14 protein-coding genes are annotated in these 17,052 nt (G+C 65.0%); 8 read left to right on the top strand and 6 right to left on the bottom strand.

Annotated elements, in window-relative coordinates:
• Positions 1-68: 68 nt before the first annotated feature.
• A complete protein-coding gene (locus C7401_RS25200; protein WP_112174140.1) occupies positions 69-893 on the bottom strand; it encodes a shikimate dehydrogenase family protein in 825 nt (274 codons plus the stop codon).
• 205 nt (positions 894-1,098) lie between these two features.
• Here C7401_RS25200 and C7401_RS25195 point away from each other — a divergent pair, with 205 nt between their 5' ends.
• The 3 genes from C7401_RS25195 (at position 1,099) to gabD (ending at position 4,639) form a co-directional block, all read left to right on the top strand.
• The gene (locus C7401_RS25195) at positions 1,099-1,968 is read left to right on the top strand and encodes a transketolase (protein WP_112174139.1); all 870 of its coding nucleotides are present in this window, start codon (positions 1,099-1,101) and stop codon (positions 1,966-1,968) included.
• A 2-nt stretch (positions 1,969-1,970) separates the two neighbouring features.
• On the top strand, positions 1,971-2,957 hold the full coding sequence (locus C7401_RS25190; protein ID WP_112174138.1) for a transketolase family protein: 987 nt from the start codon (positions 1,971-1,973) through the stop codon (positions 2,955-2,957).
• Positions 2,958-3,157: 200 nt separating this feature from the next.
• Positions 3,158-4,639, top strand: a complete 1,482-nt coding sequence (gene gabD, locus C7401_RS25185; RefSeq protein WP_112174137.1) for an NADP-dependent succinate-semialdehyde dehydrogenase — start codon at positions 3,158-3,160, stop codon at positions 4,637-4,639.
• A gap of 83 nt (positions 4,640-4,722) precedes the next feature.
• Here the strand turns inward: gabD and C7401_RS25180 are convergent, their stop codons facing one another.
• The 4 genes from C7401_RS25180 to C7401_RS25165 all read right to left on the bottom strand — a co-directional run bounded on the left by C7401_RS25180 (position 4,723) and on the right by C7401_RS25165 (position 9,395).
• Positions 4,723-5,478 (bottom strand): SDR family NAD(P)-dependent oxidoreductase, encoded by a 756-nt coding sequence (locus C7401_RS25180; protein WP_112174136.1) that lies wholly within the window; start codon positions 5,476-5,478, stop codon positions 4,723-4,725.
• 88 nt (positions 5,479-5,566) lie between these two features.
• Positions 5,567-6,820, bottom strand: coding sequence for a sugar ABC transporter substrate-binding protein (locus tag C7401_RS25175; RefSeq protein WP_112174135.1), 1,254 nt, complete (start codon positions 6,818-6,820; stop codon positions 5,567-5,569).
• Between the two features lie 86 nt (positions 6,821-6,906).
• Positions 6,907-7,902 (bottom strand): ABC transporter permease, encoded by a 996-nt coding sequence (locus C7401_RS25170; protein WP_112174134.1) that lies wholly within the window; start codon positions 7,900-7,902, stop codon positions 6,907-6,909.
• On the bottom strand, positions 7,902-9,395 hold the full coding sequence (locus C7401_RS25165) for a sugar ABC transporter ATP-binding protein (RefSeq protein ID WP_112174133.1): 1,494 nt from the start codon (positions 9,393-9,395) through the stop codon (positions 7,902-7,904). The genes C7401_RS25170 and C7401_RS25165 overlap by 1 nt, the downstream gene beginning before the upstream one ends.
• Before the next feature lie 300 nt (positions 9,396-9,695).
• Here C7401_RS25165 and C7401_RS25160 point away from each other — a divergent pair, with 300 nt between their 5' ends.
• The 3 genes from C7401_RS25160 to C7401_RS25150 all read left to right on the top strand — a co-directional run bounded on the left by C7401_RS25160 (position 9,696) and on the right by C7401_RS25150 (position 13,125).
• On the top strand, positions 9,696-11,309 hold the full coding sequence (locus C7401_RS25160; protein ID WP_112174132.1) for a GMC family oxidoreductase: 1,614 nt from the start codon (positions 9,696-9,698) through the stop codon (positions 11,307-11,309).
• Positions 11,310-11,332: 23 nt separating this feature from the next.
• A complete protein-coding gene (locus C7401_RS25155; RefSeq protein ID WP_181565686.1) occupies positions 11,333-12,331 on the top strand; it encodes a zinc-binding dehydrogenase in 999 nt (332 codons plus the stop codon).
• Positions 12,332-12,435: 104 nt separating this feature from the next.
• On the top strand, positions 12,436-13,125 hold the full coding sequence (locus C7401_RS25150; protein ID WP_112174130.1) for a GntR family transcriptional regulator: 690 nt from the start codon (positions 12,436-12,438) through the stop codon (positions 13,123-13,125).
• A gap of 84 nt (positions 13,126-13,209) precedes the next feature.
• Here the strand turns inward: C7401_RS25150 and C7401_RS25145 are convergent, their stop codons facing one another.
• Positions 13,210-13,905, bottom strand: coding sequence for an SDR family NAD(P)-dependent oxidoreductase (locus tag C7401_RS25145; RefSeq protein WP_112174129.1), 696 nt, complete (start codon positions 13,903-13,905; stop codon positions 13,210-13,212).
• Between the two features lie 194 nt (positions 13,906-14,099).
• On the opposite strand from C7401_RS25145, the gene C7401_RS25140 reads away from it, so the two are divergent.
• Both C7401_RS25140 and C7401_RS25135 read left to right on the top strand, forming a co-directional pair.
• The gene (locus C7401_RS25140; protein WP_112174128.1) at positions 14,100-15,518 is read left to right on the top strand and encodes an aldehyde dehydrogenase family protein; all 1,419 of its coding nucleotides are present in this window, start codon (positions 14,100-14,102) and stop codon (positions 15,516-15,518) included.
• 399 nt (positions 15,519-15,917) lie between these two features.
• Entirely contained in the window at positions 15,918-17,048 is a 1,131-nt protein-coding gene (locus C7401_RS25135; protein ID WP_112174127.1) for a DUF6136 family protein, read from the top strand.
• The last annotated feature ends 4 nt before the right edge of the window (positions 17,049-17,052 follow it).

The raw sequence follows: 17,052 nt of genomic DNA, 5'->3' as shown, positions 1-17,052 counted from the left end.
ACGTTAGCGAGGCCCGCACGAAGGCGAGCCCTTGCGAAACACCGAGCAGGAGGCGGCGGACCTCAGCCTTACCGGTTCACGTCCGGCAGCAGGAATTCGACAAAGTGATCGAGTTGCGAGGTGACCATGTGTTCGCCCCGATGAATGCGTGCGCCGCGCAATTCGGCTTCCATCAGGAACCGTGTGGTGGCGGGTTGCATGACGACCTCCGCGGCGACCATCACGGGCGTGAGTTTCGAGGTGTCGCACGGCAGCGCGTCATCGGGTTTGAGTCCGAGGGAAGTTGCGTTGATCACGATGTCGTGGTCGCCTGGATCGTCGCTGCCAGGGCGCACGTCGCAGCCGGGCGCAGCCTGCGCAACCAGCGTGGCGACGCGCTGCGCCTTCTCGCGATTGCGGTTGGCGATGGTCAGCCGGGAAATGCCCTCGCGTGCCAACGCCAGGGCCAGCGCCGTTGCCGCGCCGCCGGCGCCCAGCAGCAGCACCCGTTTGCCCGCGAGCACGATGCCCTCGCGCAGCATGCCCGTGACGAAACCCGAACCGTCGTACATGCGGCCCGTATAACGGCCATCCGCATCGCGCCGGACCGTATTGACGACGCCGAGCAGCGATGCGTCGCCTTCGAGCCGGTCGCACAGTGGCGCGGCCGTCTGCTTGTGCGGAATGGTCAGCACGACGCCCGCGAGATTGGCGACATGCCGCAGTCCGTTCCACGCCTCCTGCAAATGCTCGGGCCGCACGGCCCACGGAACCATGATGGCGTTGATGCCCCTCTGCGCGCAAAGGGCATTGAAGAATGTCGGCGTGCGGACGTGACTGGCGGGCCACGCCATCAGGACGATGACCTGGGTTTCGCCGTTGACCTTGGGCGAAGCGGGCGGGGTGGTGGGCATGGGTGTCTCTCCAGAATGATTATCGATATATGATGCATCATCATTGAGCGATGCTGCAAGGTCCAGGTGCGGGGCGCGATGCATCGGGTGCAAACCGGCAGTTGTCTCGCTAAGATATATGATGCATCATACGTCTCGTGGAGGGCGAGACCCGGATTCGCGCCCCCTCCCGCCTCATTCCATTCAGGCATCAACAGGAGACTCTATGTCGACAGCATTGCAGGAGAGCGATCACGCGCTCGCCTCGGAGACACTCGCGCATTTGCGCGAGAAAGCGCAATTCGTCCGCCTCGAGACGATTCGTCTGATCGAAATTGCCAAGACGGGGCACTACACGTCGGTGTTTTCAGCGGCGGAAATCTTTGCCGCGCTTTACTACGACGTGATGTCCTTGCGCGCGGGCGATCCGCGCTGGAAGGACCGCGACCGCTTCACGATGGGCAAGGGCCACGCGGCCGTCGGCCTGTTCCCGATCCTCGCCGAGTATGGCTACATCGAGCGCGAAACGCTCGACGGCTACACGCGTCTGGGCAATCCGCTGGGCGACCACCCGGACATGACCAAGGTGCCCGGCATCGATTTCAGTTCGGGGTCCATCGGCCACGCGTTGTCGAACGGCGCGGGCATGGCGAAGGCGGCCCGCATGGCCGGCAGCCCGTTCAAGGTCTTCACGCTGCTCGGTGACGGGGAGATGCAGGAAGGGCAGGTCTGGGAAGCCGCGTTGTTCGCCGCGCACCACCGGCTCTCGAATCTCATCGCGATCGTCGACCGCAACGGCTACCAGCTCGACGGCAAGGTTGACGACGTGATCGGCATCGAGTCGCTCGCGGACAAATGGCGTGCATTCGGCTGGGAGACGCACGAGGTGGACGGCCACGACCTGAACGCGCTGGTGCCGCTCCTGCGCCGCGTGAAGGCGGACACGACGCGCAGCAAGCCGGTTTGCATCATCGCGAAGACGATCAAGGGCAAGGGCGTGTCGTACATGGAGACCGAGCCGGGCTGGCACCTGGGCTATCTCGCGCCCGACGACGCGCAACGCGCAATTGAAGAAATCAAGAGCAAGGTGATCTAAGCATGTCGACTCCGCAAAATCCCGATTCGTGGCAGTACCGTGCGCTGAACGCGCGCAATCCCGGCCTCGACTATCTGTCCGATGCGCTCATCGAACTCGCGCGCGAAGGCCACCCCGTCGTGGCAGGATCCGCCGATCTGCAATATTCCAATGGCTTGAACAAGTTCGCGAGCGAGTTTCCCGAACGCTACGTGCAGTTCGGCATCTCGGAGCAGAACATGGTTTCGGCGGCCGCCGGCATGGCAACGACGGGCGTCATGCCATTCGTCGCGACCTTCGCGTCGTTTCTCGGCCTGCTGTGCTGCGAGCAGATCCGCATGGACGTCGCCTACTGCAAGCTGCCGGTGCGCCTGATCGGCCACCATACCGGCGTTTCGCTCGGCTTCTACGGCACCTCGCACCACGCCACGGAAGACATCTCGACGATGCGCGCGATTGCGAACCTGACCGTCATTTCGCCCGCCGACGGCGCGCAACTCGCCGCCGCGATCCGCGCTTCGGCCACGTGGCCCGATCCGATCTATTTCCGCATCGGGCGCGGGCGCGACCCGAAAGTCTATGAGGACGGCGTCGAGTTCACGATCGGTCGGGCCATCGTGCATTCGGTGGGCAGCGACGTGACGATCATCGGCTGCGGGTTGCCGGTTGCCGGCGCGCTCGAAGCCGCCGCCAATCTCAAGCAGGAGGGCATTTCGGCCGGGGTGATCGACATGCCGACCATCAAGCCGCTCGATCGCGACGCCATTATCGCGGCGGCGCGCCAGTCGAAGGTGCTCGTGACGGTCGAGGAGCACAACGTGATCGGCGGTCTTGGCGCGGCGGTGGCCGAAGTGCTGGCCGACGAGGGGCTGGGCGTGCGGCTCGTGCGCCACGGGATTTACGACGAGTACAGCCTCATCGCGCCGCCCACGCATCTGTATGCGCACTATGAGCTGGACGGTCCCGGCATTACGCGGGTCGCGCGAGCCGCGCTCGCCAAAGTGTCCTGAAGGTGACCTGAGGGTGACTCGAAAGTAACCTGAAGCACGCGCCGTCCGCGATGAAGCAGGCCGCTTCGCGGGCGGCGATTCGGACTTGATCGTGTGACGCGCGACGGGGCGCAAGGAGAAGGCGGCTCGTGAAGCCACTTCCCGGACATCGGGGCTCGGGCGCCGCCGCTTCGCGCGAGCTTTGATAAACGGGAGTAGCGATGTTGAATAGCGATATCTGGCGCGGTGTGAATCTGCGCGATGCGGATCTGTTGAGAGACGCGTGCCTGATCGGTGGCGAGTGGCTCGCCGCCGATGACGGTTCCACCATTGATGTGTTCAATCCGGCAACGGGGGCGCTGCTCGGCACGGTCCCTCGAATGGGCACGGCCGAAACGCGCCGCGCGATCGACGCGGCCGCGCAAGCGCTTCCGCACTGGCGCGCGAAAACGGCCAAAGAGCGCGCCGCGCTGCTGCGCCGATGGTACGAGCTGATGCTCGAGCATCGCGAGGATCTGGCGAAAATCATGACGCTCGAACAGGGCAAGCCCCTGAGCGAGAGCCGTGGCGAAATCGGCTACGCGGCTTCGTTTATCGAGTGGTTCGCCGAAGAGGGCAAACGCGTATACGGCGACACGATCCCGGCGCCGGGCGGGGACAAACGGATCGTCGTGCTCAAGCAGCCCATTGGCGTGTGCGCGGCCATCACGCCGTGGAATTTTCCGGCGGCGATGCTCACGCGCAAGCTCGCGCCCGCGCTGGCGGCGGGCTGCACCGTGGTGCTCAAGCCCGCGAGTCAAACGCCGTTCAGCGCCTTGGCGCTTTGCGTGCTCGCGGCGCGCGCCGGCATTGCGCCCGGCGTGATTTCGTGCGTCACGGGCAAGGCGAACCAGATCGGCGCGGAGCTGACCTCGAACCCGATCGTGCGCAAACTCTCTTTCACCGGCTCGACGGAGATCGGCAAGCAACTACTCGCGCAGTGCGCCGCGACCGTCAAGAAGACGTCGATGGAACTGGGCGGCAACGCGCCGTTTATCGTGTTCGACGACGCGGATATCGATGCGGCGGTGCGCGGCGCGATGGCTTCGAAGTATCGCAACGCCGGGCAGACCTGCGTCTGCGCGAATCGTTTGCTCGTGCAGGATGGCATTTATGACCGCTTCGTCGAACGGCTCGCTCAGGCCGTCGGCAAGCTCGTGGTCGGCAACGGTCTTGATGAAGAGGTCACGATCGGGCCGCTGATCGACGCGGCCGCCGTGGCCAAGGTCGAGGAGCATGTGCAGGATGCGCTCGCGAAGGGCGCGCGCGTGGTGGCGGGCGGCAAGCGCGCGGTGCAGGGCGCGAGCTTCTTCGAGCCGACCATTCTCGCCGACGCCACACGCGACATGCGCATCTTCGACGAAGAGACGTTCGGTCCCGTTGCGCCGATCTTCCGCTTCAAGACCGAAGCCGAGGCCATCGCGCTCGCCAACGACACGCCGTTCGGCCTCGCTTCCTACTTCTACGGACGCGACATCGCGCGCGTTTGGCGCGTGGCGGAGGCGCTCGAATACGGCATGGTCGGCATCAACGAGGGCATCGTGTCTACGGAAGTCGCGCCGTTCGGCGGCGTGAAGGAGAGCGGTCTGGGCCGTGAGGGCTCGCGTTACGGTCTCGACGATTACCTCGAGATCAAATATCTGTGCTTCGGCGGCATGGCCTGATCGCCGCGCGCGTAGAAGATGAAATGACCGCCAGCAGGCGGCCATTTCTATTTGAACGGCTTTAAAGAGCGCAAGCCAATGGCCTAAAAGCCGGACACATAGCCGCCATCGACAGGCAGCGTCACACCGGTCACGAACGCAGCGGCGGGCGACGCGAGAAACACCGTCGCGCCCGCGAGATCGTCCGCTTCGCCCCAGCGCCCCAGCGCGGAGCGGGACACGATCTTCTGCGACAACGCCTCGGACTCCCAGAATATCCGCGTCATGTCGGTGCGATGGTAACCGGGTGCGATCGCATTCACGCGTACGCCGCGCTTGCCGTATTCGTGGGCGAGCGAGCGGGTGAGGCCTACCACGCCGGTCTTGCTCGCGCAGTAGGCGGGCACGTCGGCGTCGGCCAGGTAGCTGAGCATGGAGGCGATATTGACGATCGAACCGCGCGATTGTTCGAGCAGCGCTCGCGCCGCCTGCGAGAGCCGCATCACGCTGCGCAGATTGACGTCGATTACGGCGCCGAACACGTCGTCCGCATATTCGTCGCGCGGGCGGGCCACGCCCGCGGCGTTGACCAGCACGTCGAGGCGCGAAAGGCCGCTGAAAAAGGTGTCGATCTCGCTTTCGTTGCGCACGTCAAGCGCCGCGAAACGCAGGCCCGCCAGCGACGCGTCGTCGCGCAGCGCGGCCAGCTTCGTGGCGGACGAGCCTGTGGCGATGGTATGCGCGCCGAGACGGTGAAACGCCTGGGCGATGGCGAGACCGATGCCGCTCGTCGCGCCGGAAACGAGCACGTGCTTTCCGGCGAACAGATCGGCGCGAAAGCTCTCGGTGTCGAAGCTCATGAAGTGAATCTCCTCTTGAAACGCGAGGGCGCGCGGCGAAAGCGCCGCGCGCGTGCCTGTGTCGCGTTGGGGGGGGAAAGCGAAACGATCAGTTGCCCGTGGCTTGCGCGCGAAGCTCGGGAATCGACTTGACCGGCGGGATTGTGTACTTGTAGAAGAGGTTGCCCGGATCCGGATCGATCTTCTGGTCGACGTTGCTTTGCGTGATGATCGCCGGCGGGAAGCCGGAGCCCATCGGCAGATTGTTCGCGTCGACGCGGTGCGTGAAGGCGTTGTGAATGAATTCGATGGCGGCCACGCCGGTTTGCTCGCCGGAGTTTTCGCCGGACACGAGAATATTGCCCTTCTTGATCTGGTCGAGTTCGCCGCGATAGCCGCCCGCCGCATCGGCAATGCGGATCTTGCCCTGCTTGCCCATGTTGCGCACCGCGCGCAATGCGCCGAGTCCCATGAAGTCGTTCTCGGAGAGAATGAAATTGAGCTTGCTGCCGTTGGCGGAGAGAATGTCCTCCGTCGCCGCGAGGCTGCCTTCCTCGGTCCACTTGCCCACGCCGAGCGCGAGCACGTTGAAGTTGATATCGGGCGCGCTCAGCTTGCCGGTCTTCTTCAGCGTCTGGAACAGTTCGAAGCCGCGCAGCATGGCGTCTTCGCGGCTCGCATTGGGCGTGCGCTCGCGCATGCGTTCGTCCACAATGCCCGCGATCAGACCGTTGATGCGGCTTTCCGAAGTTGAATTGCCGAGCACGCCGATGATAACGGCCGCGTCGATCGGCGTGTCCTTGCCCGCCGTTTTCGCCACGTATTGGCCCACTTCGAAGCCGCTTCCGTAAGGATTGCCAAGCAGTGTGGTCAGCACGCGGGCGCTCGCATCGGGCGTCGTGCCGACAGTGACGACCGGAATGCCCGCGTCGACGGCGCGGTTGATGCAAGCCGAGACGCCGAGCGTGTCGGTCGGATCGACCACGATCACGTCCATCTTGCGCGTGACGAAGTTGTCGATCTGCGCGCATTGGCGTTGCAGATCGCCGTCGGCGACCTGCACGTCGATCGAATAGCCGTATTTCGCCGAGCTTTGCCGCGCGCCCTTGATGAGTTCAACGAACCACGGATTGCCGAGCGTGATATCGGTCCAGCCGATCTTGAGCTGGTTCGCATTGGCCGGCTGCTTCGGCCACGCCTTGCGGACCGCCGTGCGATCGGGCAGCGCCGGATCGACCACGCCCGACAAGGCGGTGTTCGGCAGCAGCGTGTAAATCTTGGCCTTGGCCTGGCTGTAGGTGGGGGCCGTCATGCCGAACGCCAGCATGGTTGCGACGGCGAGTGCTCTGCGAGCAACGCGCATATCAGTCTCCTGGAGGGTGTTGTTGGACGAAAGGAAAGCAGGGCAGGGACGAGCCGCGCGGCGGCCCCCCCGTAACGCATGAGGGCTCAGCGCTGGCCGACGCGTTGAACGAGCACGGCGAGCACGATAATCACCCCCTTGATGATCTGCTGCGGGTACACCGGCACGCTCAGAAGATTCATGACGTTGCCGATCAGGCCGAGCACGAGCACGCCGATCACCGTATTGGCCACCGAGCCCTTGCCGCCCGAGAGCAATGCGCCGCCGATCACGCAGGTGGCGATGCCGTCGAGTTCGAGCCCGACGCCGGTGATCGGCGTACCCACGCCGGTGCGCGCCGTGAAAACGATGCCCGCGACCGCGCTCAGCGCGCCGGAGATCACATAGACGCAGAACTTGTAGCCGCGCTCCGAGATACCGGCGAGGCGCACGGCCGTTTCGTTGCTGCCCGTTGCGATGACCATGCGCCCGAAGGTGGTGTAGTTCATCAGGAAGTAGAACAGCAGCGCGACGACCACGCCGAGCACGACCGGCCAGGGCACGCCGAGGAAAGGCACGGTGCCGCTGCCGAATTCGTTGAGCAGGTCCGCCGCCGGCAGGTCGAGCGGCAGCATCGTCGGCTGGCCGTTCGACATCATGTAGGTGACGCCGCGCGCAATTGTCATCATGGCGAGCGTGACGATGAACGGCGCGAGCCCGAAGGCGGTCACGAGCGCGCCATTGAGCGCGCCGAAAATCGCGCCGAGCAGCACGGCCAGCACGACCGCGAGCAGGAGGCCGGGCGCGCCGCCGAACGGCATCACGGGCACCAGCATGGCGACGAGCAGGCCGCCCGCCGCGGCGATCGATCCCACCGAAAGATCGATGCCGCCCGTGTTGATGACGAGCAGCATGCCGAGGCTGACGAACAGCAAGGGCGTCATCTGGCGCAGCAGGTTATAGAGGTTCTCCTGGCTCAGAAACGCCGGTGACATGATGCTCGATACGACGAACAGCACCACCAGCATGATGAGCGCGTTATAGCGCACCAGACCGCGTAGCAGCGGAACCTCCGCGCGCCGCGTTTGCATGATTCCTTCCATTACTTCACTCCCATGGCCAGCGATATCAGCGACTTTTCATTGATGGCGGGGCCGCTGAGTTCGCCCGCAATGCGGCCCGCGCGCATGACCAGCACACGGTCACACAGGCCGATGATCTCCGGCATGTCGGAGGACACGACGATGACGGCCACGCCCGCGCGCGCGAGATCGTTGATGACCTGATAGATCTCGATCTTGGCGCCGATATCGACGCCGCGCGTGGGCTCGTCGAGAATCAGCACGCGGCAGCCGTTCGACAGCCACTTCATCAGCGCGACCTTCTGCTGGTTGCCGCCCGAGAGCGTGGACACGTCGATTTCGGTGTCGCGCGCCTTCACGCGCAACCGTTTGATGAGCTCGCGCGTTTGTGCGCGTTCGGCGCGATGGTCGAGAACGCAGCGCAGGCGCGCGAGCGTGTTGCGCGGCTTCATCATCGCGTTCACGCGTATCGGCATGTTCAGCAGCACGCCCTGTTGCTTGCGGTCCTCGGGCAGCATGCCGATGCCGCTTTCGATGCCGTGGCGCGGGCGCTTCAGATGCGCGATCAGGCGGCCGTCCACGCGGATCTCGCCGCTGTCCCGGCGATCCGCGCCGAAGATCGCGCGCATCGTTTCCGTGCGGCCCGCGCCGACGAGCCCGCTAAAGCCCAGCACCTCGCCCGCGCGAGCGTGAAACGAAACGTCGCGCACGCGCTCGCCCGCGCACAGGTCGCGTATGTCGAGGCGTGTTTCGCCGATGCGCGCGTCGCGCGCCGGAAAGAGATCGCCCAGTTCCCGGCCCACCATCAACTGCACGAGCCGGTGTTCGTCGATGTCGGCAATGCGCACGGTGCTCACGAAGGCGCCGTCCTTGAGCACCGTGGCGCTGTCGCACAGATGGAAAATTTCTTCGAGCCGATGCGAGATGTAGATGATGCACACGCCGTCGCGCTTGAGCCGTTCGAGCAAGGCGAAGAGGCGTGTGGTCTCGCGTGCGGTGAGCACGGCCGTGGGCTCGTCGAACACGAGCACGCGCGAAGTGCGTGAGAGCGCCTTGCATATCTCGACGATCTGCTGCTCGGCGACCGACAGCGTGGCAACGGGCCGCGACACGTCCAGTTCGCCGAAGCCGAGTGCATCGAGCTGTTCGCGGGCGCGCGCCTTGAGCTTCGACCAGTTGATGATCGTCCGTCCCGCGCCGAGATCGTGCAGGAAGATGTTCTCGGCCACGGACAGGTGCTTCGCAAGCGAGAACTCCTGATGGATCACGCTGATGCCGTGCGCCTGCGCGGCGTGCGGGCTGTCGATCGTGAGGCGTTGGCCGTCCAGCGATATTTCGCCTTCGTCCGGCGTGTACGCGCCGGCCAATATCTTCATGAGCGTCGATTTGCCCGCACCGTTTTCGCCCATCAGCGCATGTACCTGGCCGCCGTGCGCTTCCAGGCTGACGTTGCGTAGCGCCTGCACGCCGCCAAAGTGCTTGCTGATGTTGCGCATGACCAAATGATTGCTCATCGTCTCCTCGGTAATCCTGTTGTGCGACCCGGCAGCGCCCGCGAGCGCCTTTGTGTGCGTCGAATCGTGTTGCCGTCTTGCCGCTGCCTTGACGCGATGGATGATGCATCATATATCCAACGTCGAGACATGCGAGATGAGTGTTTGCCCCAGGACGCCGGAGCGCCGACGAAACGGCGCGACCGGTTGTTCAAAGCAGATGCATCATATATCATGCAACCATGCCGGGCCGCCGCAGCCCATGTGCGTAACGCGGCCGCGCCCCGTTCACTCGACTAGAAACAGACTCAGGAGACATCTTTGACGTACGACTACATCGTGATCGGAGGCGGTTCGGCGGGGAGCGCCGCGACCGGGAGGCTGATCGAAGCCGGTGCGAAGGTTCTGTTGCTGGAGGCGGGCCCGCGTGACAGGAATCCGCTCGTGCATATCCCCGCCGGTTTCACGAGGCTGCTCTCGACGGATCTTCTGTACCACTACGAAACCGAACCGCAAACCGGTCTCGACGCCAGGCCGCGCATCGTGCCGCAAGGGCGGGTGCTCGGCGGAGGCAGTTCCGTGAATGCGCTCATCTATATCCGCGGCCAACGCGAGGACTACGATGAATGGGGCCGCCTCGGCAATTCCGGATGGTCTTACGAGGAGGTGTTGCCGTATTTCAAGCGTGCGGAGGACAACGAGCGCCTGGACGATCACTATCACGGCGTGGGCGGACCGCTCGGCGTGTCGGACCTCACGCAGCGCTGCGAACTGTCCACGGCGTTCGTGCGCGCAGGCCAGCAGGCGGGCATTCCGTTCACGCACGACTTCAACGGCGTGCGCCAGAACGGCGTGGGCTTCAACCAGATCACGACGCGCAACAGCAAGCGTTGCAGCGCGGCGGTCGCGTATCTGCGCAATGCCGAGGCGAGCGGCCGCCTGACCATCCGCACGGGCGTGCGCGTGGACCGGATTCTGATCGAGCAGGGCCGGGCGGTGGGCGTGGAATACACGAGCAACGGCCAGGTCGTGCGCGAGAAAGGGTGCAAGGAAGTGATTCTTTCGGGTGGGGCCGTGCAGTCGCCGCGCCTGCTGATGCTCTCCGGCATTGGCGACGCCGCGGAACTCGCGCGCCATGGCATCCAGACGGTGCAAGACCTGCCGGGTGTCGGCGCGAATTTGCAGGACCATATCGAGTTTCCCGCGGTTTCCTACTGCACGGGCAACTACGGCTATTACGGCCAGGACAGCATCGTCAACACGCTGAAGAACGGCATGCAGTATCTGCTCTTCAAGAGCGGCCCCGTCACTTCGAACGTGACCGAAGCGTGCGCGTTCGTCAACGTCGACGACCCGCAGGAGCGCCCCAACATCCAGATGCATTTCGTTCCGATCGTGTTCCTCGACCTCGACCAGGACAGCGTGAAGTCCGCGGGTGCGACGATCAATCCATGCGTGCTGCGCCCGCAAAGCCGCGGCGAAATTCGCCTGCGGGGCGCGGACCCGGCCGCGGCGCTGCGCATCGACCCGAAGTATTTCCAGCACGCCGAAGACCGGCGCGTGGCCGTCGAGGGCCTGAAAAAAGCGCGCGAGATTCTCGCGCAACCCGCGCTGCGTGCCTATACGGGCGAAGAGGCGTTGCCGGGGGCATCGATTGCGACCGACGCCGCGCTCATGGACTACATTCGCAAGCGCGCGAAAACCGTTTATCACCCAGTTGGCACCTGCAAGATGGGCATCGACGCACAGGCGGTGGTGGACCCGGAACTGCGCGTGCGCGGCGTGAAAGGGCTGCGCGTGATCGATGCATCCGTGATGCCGAATCTCATTTCGGGCAATACGAACGCCGCGTCGATCATGATCGGCGAGAAGGGCGCCGACTACGTGCTCGGCAAGACAGCCCTGAGTCGAGCCGTGCTCGAAGCGGTGGTATAGCGATGTCTGAAGATAGCGTGACCATGAACACGATCGATACAACGGACTCGACCGGCACGATGGACGCCTGGACCTGGCAGACCGCCGGTGCGCCGCAAACGCTCGCCTGGCGGCAAGCGGCGAAGCCCGCGCCGGGACCCGGCGAGGTGCTCGTTCGCAACCGCGCGGTGGGTTTGAATCCCGTTGACTGGAAGTTCGTCGAGTGGGGCTCGCCGGCGTGGCGGCCGGGGCATGTGCCGGGCGTCGACGGCGCGGGGGAGGTGGTTGCGGTGGGGCCCGGCGTGCAGCGCGAATGGCTTGGCGTGCGCGTGGCCTACCATCAGTCGCTCACGCGTGACGGCAGTTTCGCGCAATACACGATCGTGCCGGTGCGCGCGCTGATGCGCTTGCCGCCCGGCCTGAATTTCGCCGAGGCCGCGGCGCTGCCGTGCCCCATGCTGACGGCCTGGCAGGCCATGCAGAAAGTGCCGCATCAACCGGGCCTGGAAGTGCTCATCACGGGCGCGGGAGGGGCGCTCGGCACGCTGCTGGTCCAGTTGGCCGTGCGCTCGCGCTGGCGCGTGGCCGCCATGTGCAACGCGCGGCATTTCGAGCGCATGGCGCGCCTCGGGGCATCGACCTGTCTCGTGCCGGACAGCGAAGGCAGCACCTTGTCGTCGCGCCGGCCCTTCGACGTCGTATTCGATACGGTGAGCGGCCAGCACGCCGCGCAGCTCGCACGCTTCGTGGCCGCGAACGGTCATCTGGTGTGCATCCAGGACCGCATGGAGACGCCTCCGGTCGCGCCCTTCACGACGGCCATCTCGCTGCATGAAGTGGCGCTCAATGCGCTGCACGCGCATGGCTCGGCGGCGCATTGGCGCGCGCTGGTCGAGGCGGGGGAGCGGTTGCTCACTGACGTGCTGCATCACGCCCTCGCGCCGCTGCCCGTCGAACCGATGCCATTCGCGCGGCTGCCGCAAGCGCTGGAGTCGTTGAAAGCCCATACCACGCCGGGCCGGCCCGTTGCCGTCGTGGACTGATTGGCGCGTCTGCGCCGATCCTCCACGCACGGCCGGCGCCGCCTGTTGCGGCGGCCGGGCGTGATGTATGATGCATGCAAACTGTTTTCGTCCAAATTGCCAGAATGAAGCCACTCGCCCGTGTCGAAAAGAGCAATCTCTCGTCACGTATTTACGAAGAGATTCGTTCCCGATTGATGAACGGTCAATATGCGCCCGGTGACCGGCTGCGCATCAACGACCTTGCCGAAAAGCTGGGCACGAGCATCACGCCGGTGCGCGAGGCGATTTTCCGTCTGGTCAGCGAACAGGCGCTGGAAATGACGGCGGCCACCTCGATCGTGGTGCCGGTGCTCGACCCCGACACCGTCGCGGAGATCCAGCTCATGCGCCGCCTTCTGGAAGGTGCCGCCGCCGAGCAAGCCGCGCAGCGCATCACGCAGAAGGAAATCCGTCATCTGAGCCTCACACATGACGAGTTCATCGAGGCCGTTGCCGCGAGCCCTTCCGAGGCCGCGGAGCGCAACCGCGACTTCCACTTCGAACTGATGGCCGCGGCCCGGATGCCCACGCTCAGCGCGACCGTGGAAACCATGTGGGTGCGCATGGGGCCGTTGCTGCACACCTTCCATTCGCATCTGCCCCGGCGCGAGATCTCGAACCGCTCGCACCCCCACTACCGCGTGCTGGCCGCGCTGCGCAAGGGCGATGCACTCGCGGCGTCGCAGGCCATCCAGGAAGATATCGAATGGGGCCAGCGCGTGTTGCTCGAATGGATGGCCGAGCGCGAGCGCGCGGAAGCCGACGCCACGTAAGCCGCAAGCCACGACTGTCACGCCTTTCCCGCGAGGGCGGACGGATGCGGCGGCGCAAGGCCGCCGCGTTGCTTCACTGCCGCATCACGCGATGCTGAATCCGCCGTCGATGGGCAGCACGATGCCGGTGATGTAATCCGCATCTTTCGAGCAGAGAAATTTCACGCCCCGGGCGACGTCCGCAGGCTGGCCCCAGCGGCCAAGCGGCAGGCGCGCGCGAATGGACGCACTGCGCTCGGGATTGTGCAGCGCGCCGGCCGACAGGCGCGTTTCGATCCAGCCCGGCGCCACCGCATTGACGCGCACGCCGCGTTCGGCGAAGGCGGCCGCATGCGCACGCGTCAGACCGACGACACCGGCCTTGCTGGCCGTGTAGGCGGGATTGCGCGCCGAGCCGAAAAAGCTCCACATCGAAGCGATATTGACGACGCAGCCGCGTGCGGCGGCCAGTTTGTCCAGTGCGACTTCGGTTGTGAGCTGGCACGCGTTGAGATTGACGTCGACCACTTTGCGAAAGCCCGCCGAGCCGAATTCCGCGCCCTCGTGCAAGATGATGCCCGCGCCGTTGACGAGCACGCCAATCTCGGCGAGGTCGCCGAAAGCGTCGCGAACCTCGGCCGCCGACGTCACGTCCACCTTGCGGAATTCGATGGCGGGATCGAGATCGTCGTCGGCGTCCTTTCCCATGCAGACGGGGCGCAAGCCTGCCTGCAAAAGCTCCTCGGCAATCGCGCGGCCAATGCCGGTGCCGCCACCCGTTACTACAGCAACCCTGGTCATGAGTTCTCCTCCTGTGAGTCAAATCGATAAAGATATATGATGCATCATATTCCCGGATACGGGAACGCACAAGCATGCGAGTGAATCGGGACGTTGAGGGAAATCCCGGGCACGTCTATGGCGATGCATCATATATCATGGTGGCGACGCCGGGAATGGGTCGTCCCTTCTTAATTCAATAGCTGGAGAGTCGAATGACCAATGCGAAGCGGTTCTACATTGCGGGCAAATGGCAAACACCTGAGTCGAATGCGCAGATCGAGGTGGAAAATCCGGCGGACGAGTCGGTCCTCGCGACTATCGCCGCTGCGTCCGCGCAAGACGTCGATCGCGCCGTGGCCGCTGCGAAGGCCGCTTTCGGCGTGTATTCGCGCACGACGTTCGAACAGCGCGAGCGCTGGCTCGTGAAGCTGCTGGAAATCTACAACCGGCGCTACGACGAGATGGCGCGCGCCATTTCGCTGGAGATGGGTGCACCGATCGATTTCGCCGTGGCGGCCCAGGCGCGCACCGGGCAAGGACACATCGAAGCGGGCATCAAGGCATTGCGCGAGTTTCGCTTCCAGCACGACGTATCCGGCGGTACGGTGGTGCGCGAGCCGATCGGCGTGTGCGCCTTGATCACGCCGTGGAACTGGCCCGTCAACCAGATCGCGTGCAAGGTGGTGCCCGCGCTCGCCACGGGATGCACCATGGTGCTCAAGCCGAGCGAAGTCACGCCGTTGAGCGCGCTGTTGTGGGCCGAGATGATCGACGAGCTCGACTTGCCGCCGGGCGTGTTCAACATGATCAACGGCGACGGCGCGACCGCCGGCGCGGCGCTCGTGGCGCACCCCGACGTGGACATGATTTCGTTTACGGGTTCGACGCGCGCGGGCAGCGCGATTGGCGCGGTGGGCGCGCAAATGGTCAAGCGCGTGACCCAGGAGCTGGGCGGCAAGTCGCCGAACATCATTCTCGAAGGGGCCGACCTGCGCCGCGCCGTGGAACGCGGCGTGCGCCACTGTATGGCGAACAGCGGACAGTCGTGCAACGCGCCGACGCGCATGCTCGTGCCCGAGCGCGATTACGCCCAGGCCGTCGAGATTGCGCGCGAGGTGGCGCAGAGCATTCGCGTGGAGCGTCCCGAGCAGCAAGGCAACCATATCGGCCCGGTCTCGTCGCGCGTGCAGTTCGAAAAGGTCCGCGCGCTCATTCAGGTTGGCATCGACGAAGGCGCCACGCTCGTCGCGGGCGGTCTCGATGCGCCGGCCGGTCTCGAACGCGGCTACTACGTGAAGCCGACGGTGTTCGCCAATGTGCATAACGGCATGCGTATCGCGCGCGAGGAAATCTTCGGGCCCGTGCTCTCGATGATCCCGTACCGGAGCCTCGACGAAGCGGTCGCCATTGCCAACGACACGCCGTACGGGCTCGCGGCCTACGTGCAGGGCGATGGCGAAGTCGCGCGAGCCGTGGCGCGCGACCTGCGTGCCGGCATGGTGAGTCTGAACGGCGCCGACCAGTCATTCGATGCGCCGTTTGGCGGCTACAAGCAATCGGGCAACGGGCGCGAGTGGGGGGCGTTTGGCTTCGAGGATTACCTGGAAACGAAGGTCATTAACGCGGGTTGATGCGTCGGGGTGATGGAAGGCGGGGCGGGGTGGCTATCGCGTTGCGTGATGCCACGCGCCTCGTACTGCGAAGCGTGTTTGCGGTGTTGGTGATCAACGAACGCCAGGCCGCAAAGGTGTCGCTACTGTACAAACGTGACCAGGGCATATCGAACCACATCGACCATTCAGCTCCTCAATAACGCCCGCGCGCGGCAGACATCTTCGCAAGGATTCGCTTCTGATAAGCTGGGCGTGATTCGCCTGGGCGGGGGTGGCGTGCGAACCCTGTTCGCACGGCGCGAGGCCAAGGCCAAGGCCGTTTGCGCCGTCAATGTGAGTTGGAACATGATCCTGTCTTGCCGACTTCGGTGGTACGCCCTTGCGACGTCTCGCATGCTGCGCAGGCATTGGCAGGCAATGTTGCTGTCGATCTCGCTGTTGTTGCCTGCCATGCCGGTGCTCGCGCAGACGCAGATTCTGGGCGCCCCGGTGCTTGAAGCGCTGGCCCCCTCGCACGGTGTCGAATGGCGCTATGCGTGGGTGCACATGCTCGAAGCCGTCGCTGTCCTGTGGGTGTTCGCGCAGCGTACCGCCATCGCCGGGGGGCCGTTCGCCGCCTTCCTCAAGTCGTTGCCTGCCTCCGCCAGCCGCCGCCGCCTGGTCGACGTCGTCGTCGTGCTCATTGCGAGCACGCCGTTGCTGCTGCCCGTGGTTGCCGCCGCCGTCGCGCTGGCCTTTCTGCCGCAGAAGCTGGCCAACTATCTATTCGTTGCCGGTCTGCTGCTGATTACGCTGGGCTGGCAATTGACGGTGCTCTCGCGCGATGTGCGTAGCGCGATATCGCTGATCGTTGCCAATATCCTTCTCGTCGGCAGCATGGAGTTCGAGGACACGATACGACCTGTGTTGCTGGCGATGCCATTGTTGCTCGCCGCGTTCGCGATTGCGTATGCGCCGCCTCGCACGACTTCGCGCTCCGCCAACCGCGGCGCGCGCTCGCATCGCGTCACGGGTTTCGTACGCGCCAACGTGCTGCCTCGACTGTCGCCCGTGGTCAGGCTGCAAGTCGGCATCGTGTGGGATCGCGCCGCAAGCGCTCTCGGGCGCTACCTGATAATGGGCTCGGTCACGGCCTCCACCGGCTTCCTGCTGGGAATATGGGGCTTCGATACGCGCGCCGTGCCGCTCACGCTGATTTCGCAGGCCGCCATCGCACTGATCGCAGCGGGCACCTTTCGCGATTTGCGCGCGGCGCATCTGCGTGCTTCCCACTTCATGCAATCGCTGCCGCTCACGACCGCCGCCAGGGTTCGCGCCGACATGCTGACCGTGGCCGCGCTGGCGCTGCCGTTCGCAGCCGCCACGCCGCTGCGGCTCGTGGCACACGGCGTGCTGTCGTTGTGGTCGGCGGCCGCGCTCGTGGGCCTGAGTGCGCCGCTGCTGGCATTGCTCTCGTTGTCGCAGCGTTACGCGACCCGGCAATCCATGTTGCTCGGCGTCCTGCTGGCCGCGACCTGGGTTGTTGTCGTCTGGAACATTTTTGTTTGATTCA

Origin of the sequence: Paraburkholderia unamae, from assembly GCF_003268775.1 — a bacterium.
Lineage (GTDB): Bacteria > Pseudomonadota > Gammaproteobacteria > Burkholderiales > Burkholderiaceae > Paraburkholderia > Paraburkholderia unamae.
The sequence above is the reverse complement of the archived record's forward strand: the minus strand, read 5'-3'. Positions and strand labels throughout refer to the sequence as shown.